Here is a 12613-nt window from a genome sequence, read left to right as displayed (position 1 = left end):
GGGCATGGCCGCCTGCGAAAATCGGGCGCATGACTTCCACCCCGACCACTCTCACCTTCACCCGCCCCGACGACTGGCACCTGCACGTTCGCGACGGCGCGGCGCTCCATGCCGTGGTGCCCGACACCGCGCGTCAGTTCGGCCGCGCGATCATCATGCCCAACCTCAAGCCGCCGGTGACCACCGCGGCGCAGGCGGTGGCCTACCGCGAGCGCATCCTCGCTGCCGTGCCCGCATCGCTGAAGGAGCAGGGGCTCAGCTTCGAGCCCCTGATGACGCTCTACCTCACCGACAACCTGCCGCCCGACGAGATCCGCCGCGCGAAAGAGGCCGGCGTCGTCGCCTTGAAGCTCTACCCGGCCGGAGCCACCACCAACAGCGACGCAGGCGTGACCGACCTCCGCAAGACCTACGCCACGCTCGAAGCGATGCAGCGCGAAGGCTTGAAGCTGCTCGTGCACGGCGAGGTGACCAGCCCCGACATCGACCTCTTCGACCGCGAGAAGGCCTTCATCGACACGCAGCTCATCCCGCTGCGCCGCGACTTCCCCGAACTCAAGATCGTGTTCGAGCACATCACCACGCGCGAGGCGGCGCAATACGTGCCCGAAGCCGGCCCGTACACCGCGGCCACGATCACCGCGCATCACCTGCTCTACAACCGCAATGCGATCTTCCTGGGGGGCGTGCGTCCGCACTACTACTGTCTCCCGGTGTTGAAGCGCGAGGAGCACCGCCGCGCGCTGGTGGCCGCCGCCACCTCGGGCAGCGACCGTTTCTTCCTCGGCACCGACAGCGCGCCGCACCCGGCGCACCTGAAGGAGCACGCGACCGGCTGCGCAGGCTGCTACACCGCGCTCTCGGCGCTCGAGCTGTACGCCGAGGCCTTCGAGTCGGTGGGTGCGCTCGACAAGCTCGAAGCCTTCGCCAGCTTCCACGGCCCGGCCTTCTATGGCCTGCCGCGCAACCGCGGCACCGTCACGCTGAAGAAGGAGAGCTGGACGCTGCCCGAAGCGCTGCCCTTCGGCGACGCCGAGCTCAAGCCCCTGCGCGGCGGGGAGAGCCTCGCCTGGAAGCTCGCCTGACCGCCGCGGAGGGGCCACCCGGAGTGCCCCGGCTGAATGGCAAAAAGACCGCGGCTCTTGCGAGCCGCGGCCACCAAAGGCATCACGCCTGATTGGAAACGGTGAGACTCAGCTGCAGTTCGCGGTGCGGAAGTCCGACACGCGGGTGCTGTTCGGGTTCTGGCAGGCGAAGGTGGAGTAGCGCGTGTCGTTGTCCATGAAGCGCTTCATCCAGGCCACGCCCTTCTTGCCGATCAGCGCTTGGTTGCTGTTGCCGCTGTTGGCGCAGGAGTGCGAGCCACCGTTGATCTCGAGGAACTGCTTCGCGTTGCGCGACATGCTGTTGTAGAACGGCAGGGCGTGCGAGTTGACCGGGGCGATGCTGTCGTTCTCGCAGGCGAAGATCAGCGTGGGCACGGTGACCGACGAGAAGTTGGTCGAGCTGTTCCACGGGGCCTGCGGTGCCGCGGCTTTCAGCGACGGGTTGTTGGCCGCCGAGATCAGCGAGCCGCCACCGCCCATCGACCAGCCCATCACGCCCATGCGGGCGGTGTCGACCTTGCCGTAGATCGGGCTGCTGCTGGTGCCGTTGAGCGAGGCCACCTGGCGCAGCGCGGCCATCTGCTGCGACGAGCGGCTGGACGGCTGGTCGAGCGTGGAGTTGGTGTCGATGGTGATGACCACGAAGCCGTGCGAGGCCAGGCGCGGGCCCCACCAGTTGATGCTCGACTGGCGCGCGGTGTAGCCCGGCACGATGGCGATGGCGCCCACGGTGCCGCCGGCGTTGGTGGGGTAGTACACGGTGCCGGCGCCGTAGCCGCTCGGGCGGCTCACGGTGAACGAGCGCACGGTGAACGGGCCGGCGCTGGCTTCGAGTGAGGCGGCCGTCGGGTTCGGGCCGCGGGCGTAGGGGTTGGTCTGGGCGGTGGCGGCGGCCGACACGGCCATCAGCCCGCCGAGAACGGCGGCCTGCATCAGGCGGGAAGCGCGGGGAAAGTTCATGTTGTCTCCTGTTGGTGTAGGTGTCACGAGCCTTGGGGGCTGTCGCATCTTGGGTGCACGACTGTCTTTTTTCATCCGAACATGCGAGCTACCAGAACCATCAATCGCCAGCGCCACTTTTGTGGTACGCGCGCGTCGGGGCGTGGTGCCCTGGGAAGGCCATGTCCGGCGGGGAATCCCGGGCTTTGACCGGGCCTGTCGGGTGGTTATGCTGCTGGCCTGTTTTGGATGACCGTGCAGCCAAGCCCCATGCCGCGCTTCAAGCCCCTTCCCGTATTTCTGGTGTTGGCAGTCGCTTTCGTGGCGGTGGCTGTGGGCTATCGCGTGTGGACGCCCGAGCCGCTTGACGTTGCCCCTCTGGCCACCACGGCCCCCCATGCCGGCGGCGCTCTGCGCGGCCCGGCCAACGAGCCCACCGGCGTGTCCGCAGCCGCCGCCTCGTCGTCGGTGATGGTGGCCGACGCCTCGGGCGCCAACCTCGACGCCGCGCGCCTCTTCGAACTCGGCTTTGCCGGCGGCCTGGTGATCGACCGCGACACCCGCGCGGTGATCGAGGCGGTGCTCAACTCCATGCCCGAGCAGCCCTCGGCCGACGACCTGCAGCGCCTGGAGCGCACCCTGCGCGAGGGCCTGCCGCGCGAAGACGCCGAGCGTGCGCTCAAGCTCTTCGGCTCCTACCGCGACTACACCGCCGACGTGCGCCGGCAGATGGAGCCGCTCGGCGTGCCGCGCAACCTGCAGGAGATGAACGCCTTCTTCGACCAGATGGAGGCGATCAAGCAGCGCCATTTCGACGCCGCCACCGCGCAGGCGCTCTTCGGCCCGGCCGACATGCATGCGCGGGTGTCGATGGAGGCGATGTTCGTCGACCAGGACCCGTCGCTCACGCTCGAGCAGAAGAAGCAGCGGCTCGACGAGCTGCGCGCCAAGCTGCCGCCCGAGCAGCGCTCGCTGATCCCCGAGCCGTCTCAGCCGGCGTCTTGAGGCGCGCCGGGGTCGGCCGGCGGCTGGTTGCTGCCGCCGTGGATGAACACCCGCACATGCTTCGGGTCGCGCGCGGTCGAGGGCGTCTGCCCGTACCAGCGCTGGAAGGTGCGCGTGAACTGCGGTGAATCGGCAAAGCCCGCGAGGTAGGCCACCTGCGTGATCGAGCGGCGGGTGTAGAGCACGTCGTAGACGCGGCGCTGCTTGAGCCAGTTCTGATAGTCGCGCATCGACATGCCCACCGCCGACGAGAAGAGCCGCGACATCACCTGGTGCGAGTAGCCGAGCTTGCGCGCGAGTGCATCGAGGCTCAGCTCGGGGTGGGCGTCGAGCATGCGGATGAGCGGCAGCGCGCGCGGGTCGGGGGCCGGGGCCGGTGGCAGCACCCGCAGCACTTCGGCCACGGCGCGCGAGAAGGTCAGCTCGGCCTCGACGATCGTGGCGCGCCCCTGCAGCAGTGCGTCGAGCTCGTCGTTGAGCCTGTTGAAGAGGTGCCGGTCGAGCTCGCGCACGCCGCCGTGCTGCATGGCGCGGAACACGTGGTACGACGCATGCGCCGGCATGATGTTGAGGCTGATGATGGGCACGCCGGTGGCATCGAGGCTGCGCTCCACGCGCGGCGGCACCATCAGCGCGGCAGACGACAGCACCCGCCCGTCGGGCAGTGCGGTCTTGAACGGGCGGCCGTCCACGCTCAGCAGCAGCACCGCCGGGTGGCGCTGCGTCATGGTGGTGCTGAAGCTCGCACTCGTGTAGATGAAGCCGTGATGGCCCAGCACGTAGGAGTTGTCGAGCAAGCCGTCGTCGGAGGCAGGGAGGGGGTCGGTGTCGCAGTGGTGTGGTGTGGAAGCGCCCATGAGATGCCTTTCGGGTTGCCGACGCTCCTTCCCCAGTACGTCGGCCGCCGACCATAGGGTGCTGCCCCGGGGGGCGTCTTGTAGCGAGTTGCCACATCGGCGCAGTGAAATCCCGGGGCACGGATAATGCCGCCCGTGAAGCGGGCCAGACCGCCGCTGGTGCGATCTCGGAAACGAGGCACTGGAGGAAGGTCCGGACTGCACAGGGCGGCGTAGCAGCTAACGGCTGTCCACCGTGAGGTGAGGATCAGAGCAACAGAGACGAGCCGATTCAGTTCGGGTGAAACGGGCAATCTCTACGCGCAGCAACACCAAATAGGCCAGCGTTGATGTGGCTCCGCGGAGCTGGCGGGTAGGTGGCATCGAGCCATGCAGCGATGCATGGCCCAGAGGAATGGCGGTCACGCGCAGGAAACTGCGTGCACAGAATCCGGCCTATCGGCTCGCTTCACACTTTTCATGCGCAGTGCACGCGGGTGCACCTCGGGCCGGGCGTGCGATGCGTCACGGCTGGCCGCTCAAGCCAGGCCTGGGCCTTCCGAAGAACCGTTGTCGCTTCGTTCCTTCTTCGGAGGCTTGCCCATGTTCCATCGTCTTTGCGCTCTCGTGTTGATGCTCGGCCTCGCGGCCTGTTCCGGTGGCAGCGGCGGCTCGTCGGCCCCGACCACGCAGACGCCCGTCACCCAGTCGACCATCACCCTGCCGTCGTCGGTGCAGGTGGTGAGCGCGAAGTAAGGCGAGGGTCACGGCATGAACCTCATCTCTCGACTCGGCGCCGCCCTGGCGCTTGCCGGTGCCCTCGTCGCACCGACCCTGGCCGCGCCTCCCACCTCGGGCGCCTACGTCACCGACCCGCAGAACACCTGGGTGCAAGACCGTGTGGGAGACCGCATCAGCACGGTCAACATGATCATGTGCATCATGAGCAGCCTGCGGCCCGACGCGCTGGTGAACCAGGGCGCGTATGTCGCGCTCGTCGACGAAGGCAAGTGCGCCGGCCGTGGCGACAGCAGCAAGTCGGGCAGCACCAACGCCGGGGCGTCGAACGCGACCAACTACATGTCGGCCACCGTGGTCTCCGAGCAGGCGACCACCGCCGACCCGCTCACCGTCAAGATCTGGCTGCACGAGGAAGAAGACCACGGCAGCGGCCCCGAGAAGACCACGATCTACGTCTACATCGTGGCGACGGAAGGCAAGTCGGACAGCAACCCCAACGGCCTCTTCAGCATGTACTTCTGCGGCACGCCCGAAGGCCTGTCGACCTGCATGTTCCGCGGCACGCTGAAATCTGACGGCACCGGCCTGAGCTTCTACCAGGCCGAGTCGGGCGGTGGCGGTGGCCCCTCGGAGACCAACCTCAAGCTGCAATCGAACCCCAATACCGACAGCGGCATGGGCCGCGTGCAGGGCACCGAAGGCGGCAACCCCTACGCCTACACCTTCGCCTTCGACGGCAACTACTTCCACCGCAACGACGGCGCCAGCAGCGACGAATGTTTCGCCCGCGACCGCACGCTCGCCGACACCTCCACCTGGAGCTACGGCGTCTACAACCAGGACGGCTCGCGCCTCGACGTCACCAACCCCGGCTTCCCGGTGAAGTACGTGTCGGGTGCCAACACGTACTATGGCTTCTGGAGCTTCTGGGGCCTGTGGCTGCCCGATTCGGCGCTCGCCACCGTGGGCACCTCGGGCACGCTCACGCGCCAGGTAAACAGCGTCGACGTGCCGCTCACCGTCGTGCGCCGTGGCGGCAAGCTGTGGAAGCTGACCAAGCACACGTCCACGCTCGGCGCGTTCAAGAACGTCTCGATGATGTACTGGTCGCCCAACGCCATCGGCAGCGGCCCGGCCAACACCAACTACGAGCTGCAGTGGGATGGCGCTGCGCTCAAGGCCATCGGCTACCAGCAGTGCTCGCCGGGCAACCCCTGCTCGAACAGCGCCTTCGGCACGCCGGTGTCGCTCGACGCGACCGTGCTCGCCGCCAACCATGTGCGTGCCATGCCGATCTTCTTCCCCTCGGGCGGTGGCAACGGCTCGGTGCTCGTGCCGCAGAGTGGCGCCTTCTCGGGCAACGACGTGGTGACCTATCGCACCCGCGAAGTCGTGGAGCCGAGCGCGCCTGACGTGGCGCTCAACTGCATCGGCATGTGCCCCAAGACCGGCACCAACCTCGTGAGCGGCGGCAACCTCGCGGCATCGCCCTTCCAGGACAGCAACTCCTGGGGCCCGACCGCCACGCGCTACGCCTACACCTGGCAGGCCGGCATGCTCTCGGACGGCGGCGGCAACGCCGATGCGTCCGGCGCCAGCAAGGACAGCATGGGCATGAACCAGTGGGGCCTCACCAGCGGCTCGATGGTGACCGACAGCGACCTGCCCGCCATCCGCTGCGACATGAATGGCCAGGCCAACTCGGCCGGCGCCTACTACTGCCCGCACCTGGTCGACCAGGCCTCGGTGATCTACCAGTGGGAGACCGGCCCCAACCAGTGGAACCGCTACTTCGGCGCACAGGGCGTGACCATCGACCCGCCCAAGGCGCTCGGCTTCACCGCCACCGCGAGCCCGGCCAACATCAGCGCGCCCGACGTGAGCAAGTTCGACGGCAACGCCGTGCAGCTGCAGTACAACGGCTTCGGCCAGCTGCAGGGCATTCCCGGAAGCTGTGTCGACCCCGACACCAACCAGCCGGTGGCCTGCGCGCAGAACACGCGCTTCGTGCCCTCGTTCGACATCCTCGACGGCTCCACCGTGTCGGACGGCTCGAACAACTTCCACGTGAAGTACCTCCAGCGCGAGCTGCGCCTGCACCGCACCTCGTGCGCGAGCGCACCGTCGCTCACCGCCGCCTCGGCGCTCACGCTGCCCGATGCGTCGGCGTATGACGTGAACCCGATGACGACCATTGGCGCCGAGCCCACCCCGGCCAGCTCGAAGCCGAAGGTGATCGACGGCATCGTGCAGTGAACCCGCGAGGGTTGAGCTGACAAGGCAGAGGCGGCTTCGGCCGCCTCTTTTCGTTTCAGGGGGTGGCGGCCGAGGCGCAGGTGGCGTCTTGCACCTGCTGGCCCGACAGGCGCAGGCACAGGCGCTGCGCCGCTTCCGACACCAGGCCGGCGGCCAGCGTGCCCTGGAAGTGGCCCCAGGCGAGCGAGCGCTGCTGATCGTCTTCGCACTCGATCTGGCCGATGCGGCGCTCGATGTCGATCACGAGGTCGCAGGCGATCTGCGCCTGCGCGATGCGCAGCTGTTCGGCGAGCGAGGCGAAGCGGGCGGCAAGCGCACCGCGCAGCGCCGCCACCGCCTGGGCCTGCTGCTGCTCGGGTGGCACGGGCGCCGGGGCGCTGGTGCGTGCCGAGGCCCAGCGGCCCGAGCCCATCGGCGCGTGCACGATGGGGGCGAAGAGGCTTGCGAAGCGCGCACCGGGCGCTTCGACGGGCGTGGCCGCGGTGGCGGGCGCCGGGGCGGCCTTGGGTGGCGCGGCAGGCCGCTCGGGCCGGGCGCGCTGCTTGCGCGGTGCGGGGGGCGTGCTGCTGCGCCCGGACGGCGACGTGGCCCCCTTCGAGGGGGCGGCGGCATCGCGCCGCAGCGTCACCTGCAGGGCGCCTTTCTGACGGCCCAGCGAGGCGGCGGGCCGGCTGTCTTTCGAGGCCTTCAGCACGAAACCCACGAGCACGGCATGCGCCACGAGCGACAGCACCAGCGCGCTCGCCAGTACGGCGCGCTTGGGCGGGCGGGTGGGCATTTGAGCATTCACGGTGCCTCATTGCAGCAGCGCCGGGCGCCGCTTAGTCCGCGGAAAAACGGGGCAAACACCCGTCGCTACACTCGCTCGCTTCCATGAACCCCGACGCCCACACCCTCTGGCGCGCACCGCGCTGGGCCCTTGCGTTCTTGCTCGCCTGCCTGGGGATGCTCGGGCCGTTCTCCATCGACACCTACCTGCCCGCCTTCACCGGCATCGCGCAGTCGGTGGGCGCCACGCCGGTCGAGATGCAGCAGACGCTCTCGGCGTACCTCTTCGGCTTCGCGCTGATGAACCTCTTCCACGGCGCGCTGTCCGACAGCCTCGGCCGCCGCCCGGTGGTGCTGTGGGGCATCGCCGTCTTCACCATCGCCTCGGCCGGCTGCGCGCTCGCCAACCACATCGGCACGCTCGTCTTCTGGCGCGCGGTGCAGGGCATGTCGGCCGGCGCGGGCATCGTGGTCTCGCGTGCGGTGATCCGCGACATGTTCCCGCCCGCCGACGCGCAGCGCGTGATGTCGCAGGTGACGATCTACTTCGGCATCGCCCCGGCCATCGCGCCGATGGTGGGCGGCTTTCTTTTCGTGCACCTCAACTGGCACGCGATCTTCTGGTTCCTCACCGCGATCGGCGTGGCGCTGTGGATCGCCAACTACAAGCTCCTGCCCGAGACGCTGCACGCCGAGCAGAAGCAGCCCTTCAACCTGCGCAACCTGATGCGCGGCTACTGGTCGCTCGGTGCCAACCCGCGCTTCTTCGCGCTGGCGCTGGCGAGCGGCATCCCGTTCAACGGCATGTTCCTCTACGTGCTGTCGGCGCCCGTGTTCCTCGGCGAGCACCTGGCGCTGCGGCCCGAGCAGTTCTTCTGGTTCTTCCTGCTCACCATCGCCGGGATCATGGGCGGCGCCTTCGTCTCGGGGCGGCTCGCCGGGCGGGTGAAGCCGCAGCACCAGATCCGCCACGGCTTCGTGATCATGCTGGCGGTGTCGCTGCTCAACCTCGGGTTGAACCTCGCCTTCACGCCGCATGTGTCGTGGGCCTTGTTCCCGATCGCGGTGTTCGCCTTCGGCTGGGCGCTGATGGTGCCGGTGGTCACGCTCCTCGTGCTCGACCTCGTGCCCGAGCGGCGTGGCATGGCCTCGAGCTTCCAGGCCTGCGTGGGCAGCGTGGCCAACGGCTTCGTGGCCGGCGTGATCGCGCCACTCGTGATGCATTCCACGGTCGGCCTGGCCGTGGCCTCGCTCCTGCTGATGAGCATCGGCATCGTGGCGTGGATCTGGGTCAAACCGCGTGTGACCTGATGCACAGCGCGCACCTGCGCGCCCCGCGACGCTCAAGCGGCGAGGCCGCAGGCCGATATCCGGTGCAGACGCCCTGTGTCAGGGCCATGCGCTGGAGAAAACACCGTCATGCACACCCCGCCTCGCACCCTTGCAGCCGCCTTGTCTGCCCTGGGCTTGCTGGCCTGGGCGCTGCCCGCCCTGGCCGCCGACCCGGTCATCCGCACCTCGCCCGGCCGCCCCGCGCTGATGCGCGACAGCGCGCCCGACGCCGACGGCAAGCCGGCGAAGAAGCCGCTGGCCAAGCCGACCGCCGAGGAAGACAACGACACCATCGACGCACTGCGCGAGCGCCTCGCCCGCAAGCTCGGCGCGCGAGAGGCCGCCGAGCGCGCCAGCGAGAAGCCCGAGCCGGGCGTGCTGCGCGTGGTGGCCCGATCGCCCGCGCCGGCCACCCCGGCCGCCGCCACCGCCACGGCGGTGTCGCCCGGCGGTGCGCCCGAGCCCGGCATCCACTGGAGCGAGCCGCGCCGTGCGGCCACCGCCGGCGCCAAACCGGCGGCGCCACCCAAGAAGAAGGCCGAGCACTGGTCGTACCACGGTGAGGGCGGCCCCGAGCATTGGGGCGCGATGAAGTCGGAATACTCGCTGTGCAGCAGCGGCAAGCGCCAAAGCCCGATCGACATCCGCGACCAGATCTCGGTGCAGCTCGACCCGGTGCAGTTCGACTACAAGGCGAGCAACTTCCGCGTCATCGACAACGGCCACACCGTGCAGGTCAACGTGTCGGCGGGCAACAGCATCGAGGTGATGGGCCGGCGCTACGAGCTGGCGCAGTTCCACTTCCACCGCCCCTCGGAAGAGCGCATCAACGGCCGCCAGTTCGACATGGTGGTGCACCTGGTGCACAAGGACCTCGAAGGCAAGCTCGCCGTCGTGGCCGTGCTGCTCGACCGCGGCAGCGCGCAGCCGGTGGTGCAGCAGGTGTGGAACAACCTGCCGCTGGAGAAGGGCGAGGAGCTCGCCGCCCGTTCGACCCTCGACCTGAACGAGCTGCTGCCCGCCGACCGCGGCTACTTCACCTACATGGGCTCGCTCACCACGCCGCCCTGCAGCGAAGGCGTGCTGTGGATGGTGATGAAGAACCCGGTGTCCATCGCGCCCCAGCAGATCGACATCTTCTCGCGCCTCTACCCGATGAACGCCCGCCCGGTGCAGGCCTCGGCCGGGCGCATGATCAAAGGCTCGAACTGAGCCTCGCACCGGCGCACCCGGAGACTTCCTCGATGGGTGCTGGCCGACCGCTCGCCTCGTCTCGCCCGGCACTGGCGGGCTGGCTCTTCGTGTGCGTCATGGCGGCGCTCGTGGCGGCCGTGCTCACCTGCGCGGTGATCATCGACCGCTTCACGCGTGACGAGGCGCGCGAGCAGGCCCACCGCTACCTGCAGATCAACGCGGATGCCCTGCGCGATGCGCTCGACCGCGGCATGGCGCAGCACTACGAAGAAGTGCATGTGATCTCGCGGCTCGACCAGGTGGCCCGCCAGCGCGACCCCGTGCAGGTGCGGCGCGTGCTCGAAGATGTGCGCGCGAGTTTTCCGCAGTTCACCTGGATCGGCCTCGCCGATGCGCAGGGCCGGGTGCTGGCCGCGGCCGACGGCCTGCTCGAAGGGGCCGACGTCTCCGCCCGCCCGTGGTTCCGCGGCGCCACGCAGGCAAGCTTCGTGGGCGACGTGCACGCCGCGGTGCTGCTCGAAAAGCTCCTGCCCAAACAGGCCGAGCCCTGGCGCTTCGTCGACATCGCCGTGCCCGTTGTCAACGCGAAGGGCGAACTCACCGGTGTGCTGGGCACCCACCTCAGCTGGGCCTGGGCCGGGCAGATCAAGCGTGAGCTGGTCGACCAGGCAGTCGAGCGCCACCAGGCCGAAGCACTCGTGCTCGCGGCCGATGGCACCGTGCTGCTCGGCCCGGCCGCGCTGCAGGGCCGGAAGCTCGATGCGCCGGCCGGGCACCTGCTCGCCGAATCCAAGACCCGCGGCGCAGGCCGCTACCCCGGCCTCGGCTGGAAGGTGCTGCTGCGCCAGCCAGAAGCGGTGGCGCTGGCGAGCTTCCACGAGCTCGAGCGGCGCATCGCGTGGGCCACGCTCGGCCTGTGCCTGCTGCTGGCACCGCTCGTCTGGTGGCTGGCCCGCCGCTTCTCGGTGCCGCTGATGGAGCTCACCGCCGCGCTGGAAGCCGGCCGGCCGCTGCAGCCCTCGCGCAGCCCGCTCTACCGCGAAGCCGAGGTGTTGGGCCACGCGCTGCGCGCCTATGCCGAGCGCCAGGCCGATGACGCCGCGAAGCTGCAACAGGCCAACGACTCGCTGCAGGAGCGCGTGGCCGAGCGCACCGCCGCACTCGCTGCGAGCGAGCAACGCCTGCGCGACATTGCCGACAACGTGCCCGCGCTCATCGCCTACTTCGGCACCGACGAGCATTGCCAGTTCGCCAATGCGAGTGCCCTGCGCACGCACCACCTGACACCCGACCGTTTGCACGAGGTCACGCTGCGCAGCGCGCTCGGGGCCCGCTACGACGAACACCACCCGCACATCGAGCAGGCCCTGGCGGGCCGGCGCGCGAGCTTCAACGGGCATGTCGAGATCGACGGCCGCAAGGTCGATTTCGAGAGCCACTTCGTGCCCGACATCGCGCCCGACGGGCAGGTGCAAGGCTTCTACGTGCTGTCGTACAACCAGACGGCGCTCAAGGCCGCCGAGCGGCGCCTGCGCACGATTGCCGACAACACGCCGGCCCTCATCAGCTACGTCGACCGCGACCAGCGCTTCCAGTTCTGCAACGCCACCTACGGCCGCTGGCTGGGCCTCGACCCCCAGGCCGTGATCGGCCAGACCATGCGAGAGGCGCTCGGTGAAGACATCTACATCCAGCGCAAGGCGGTGCTCGACCGCGTGCTGGCCGGCGAGCGCTGCGACTTCGACACCACCTTGAACCGCCTCGGCGTGATGCGGCACCTGCACTCCATCTACCTGCCCGACGTGTCGGCCGAAGGCGAGGTGGAGGGCTTCTACGTGCTGTCGATCGACATCTCGGCGATGAAGGCGGCCGAGGAGCAACTGCGCCTGATGGCGCGCACCGACACGCTGACCGGCTTGCCCAACCGTCTGCGCTTCAACGAGACGCTGGCCGAGGCCCTGGCGCGCAGCCGCCGCCACCGCCAGCCGATCGCGCTGCTCTTCCTCGACGTCGACCGCTTCAAGAGCATCAACGACACACACGGCCACGCGGCCGGCGACGAGGTGCTGACGGTGTTTGCCGCGCGGCTCTCGGCTTGCGTGCGCGAGACCGACACGGTGGCGCGCCTGGCAGGCGACGAGTTCGTGGTCATCCTCGAAGACCTGCACACCGAGGCCGAGCCGAAAGCCGTGGCGCGCAAGATCCTCGCGGCCATCGACCAGCCCTTCCACGTGGCCGGGCACGAGCTGCGCGTGAGCACAAGCATCGGCATCGCCTTCCATGCCGAGGGGGCGGCGCTGCCGGAGCAGCTGCTCTCGGCGGCCGACAAGGCGCTCTACCAGGCCAAGGCCGAACGCAACACCTTCTGCGTGGCCACGGCCTGAGGCCGCACAAGCCAGGTGCACGCGGCGGCGGAAACGCCCCAAGGCCGTGCCG

The 12613-nt window shown here is 69.3% G+C and carries 10 protein-coding genes and 1 other RNA gene; 8 read left to right on the top strand and 3 right to left on the bottom strand.

Annotated elements, in window-relative coordinates; genetic code table 11:
- The first annotated feature begins 29 nt into the window (after window positions 1-29).
- Window positions 30-1085, top strand: coding sequence for a dihydroorotase (gene pyrC, locus KF892_11355; protein ID MBX3625602.1), 1056 nt, complete (start codon window positions 30-32; stop codon window positions 1083-1085).
- Between the two features lie 108 nt (window positions 1086-1193).
- Here the strand turns inward: pyrC and KF892_11350 are convergent, their stop codons facing one another.
- On the bottom strand, window positions 1194-2066 hold the full coding sequence (locus KF892_11350) for a dienelactone hydrolase family protein (GenBank protein ID MBX3625601.1): 873 nt from the start codon (window positions 2064-2066) through the stop codon (window positions 1194-1196).
- A 282-nt stretch (window positions 2067-2348) separates the two neighbouring features.
- Here KF892_11350 and KF892_11345 point away from each other — a divergent pair, with 282 nt between their 5' ends.
- Window positions 2349-3050: a hypothetical protein gene (locus tag KF892_11345; GenBank protein MBX3625600.1), complete on the top strand. Its 702-nt coding sequence runs from the start codon at window positions 2349-2351 to the stop codon at window positions 3048-3050.
- Here the strand turns inward: KF892_11345 and KF892_11340 are convergent.
- Complete coding sequence (locus KF892_11340) at window positions 3035-3907, bottom strand: helix-turn-helix transcriptional regulator (GenBank protein MBX3625599.1); 873 nt, start codon at window positions 3905-3907, stop codon at window positions 3035-3037. The two genes, KF892_11345 and KF892_11340, sit on opposite strands and share 16 nt — an antisense overlap.
- Window positions 3908-4044: 137 nt before the next feature.
- On the opposite strand from KF892_11340, the gene rnpB reads away from it, so the two are divergent.
- From rnpB to KF892_11325, 3 genes are all read left to right on the top strand, one after another.
- Window positions 4045-4361: RNase P RNA component class A (rnpB, locus tag KF892_11335), an RNA gene on the top strand.
- Between the two features lie 128 nt (window positions 4362-4489).
- Window positions 4490-4642 carry a hypothetical protein gene (locus KF892_11330; protein MBX3625598.1) on the top strand — a complete coding sequence of 51 codons (153 nt, stop codon included), beginning with the start codon at window positions 4490-4492 and terminating at the stop codon, window positions 4640-4642.
- 15 nt (window positions 4643-4657) lie between these two features.
- Window positions 4658-6883 carry a hypothetical protein gene (locus KF892_11325; protein MBX3625597.1) on the top strand — a complete coding sequence of 742 codons (2226 nt, stop codon included), beginning with the start codon at window positions 4658-4660 and terminating at the stop codon, window positions 6881-6883.
- 55 nt (window positions 6884-6938) lie between these two features.
- Here KF892_11325 and KF892_11320 read toward each other — a convergent pair whose 3' ends face one another.
- Complete coding sequence (locus KF892_11320; GenBank protein MBX3625596.1) at window positions 6939-7661, bottom strand: hypothetical protein; 723 nt, start codon at window positions 7659-7661, stop codon at window positions 6939-6941.
- 95 nt (window positions 7662-7756) lie between these two features.
- On the opposite strand from KF892_11320, the gene KF892_11315 reads away from it, so the two are divergent.
- From KF892_11315 to KF892_11305, 3 genes are all read left to right on the top strand, one after another.
- Window positions 7757-8962, top strand: a complete 1206-nt coding sequence (locus KF892_11315) for a multidrug effflux MFS transporter (protein ID MBX3625595.1) — start codon at window positions 7757-7759, stop codon at window positions 8960-8962.
- Between the two features lie 228 nt (window positions 8963-9190).
- Complete coding sequence (locus KF892_11310; GenBank protein ID MBX3625594.1) at window positions 9191-10195, top strand: carbonic anhydrase family protein; 1005 nt, start codon at window positions 9191-9193, stop codon at window positions 10193-10195.
- A 32-nt stretch (window positions 10196-10227) separates the two neighbouring features.
- Window positions 10228-12561, top strand: coding sequence for a diguanylate cyclase (locus KF892_11305; protein MBX3625593.1), 2334 nt, complete (start codon window positions 10228-10230; stop codon window positions 12559-12561).
- Window positions 12562-12613: the final 52 nt, after the last annotated feature.

Source organism: Rhizobacter sp., assembly GCA_019635355.1.
Lineage (GTDB): Bacteria > Pseudomonadota > Gammaproteobacteria > Burkholderiales > Burkholderiaceae_C > Rhizobacter.
Note: the sequence above shows the minus strand (reverse complement) of the source record. Positions and strands in the feature narration are given on the sequence as shown.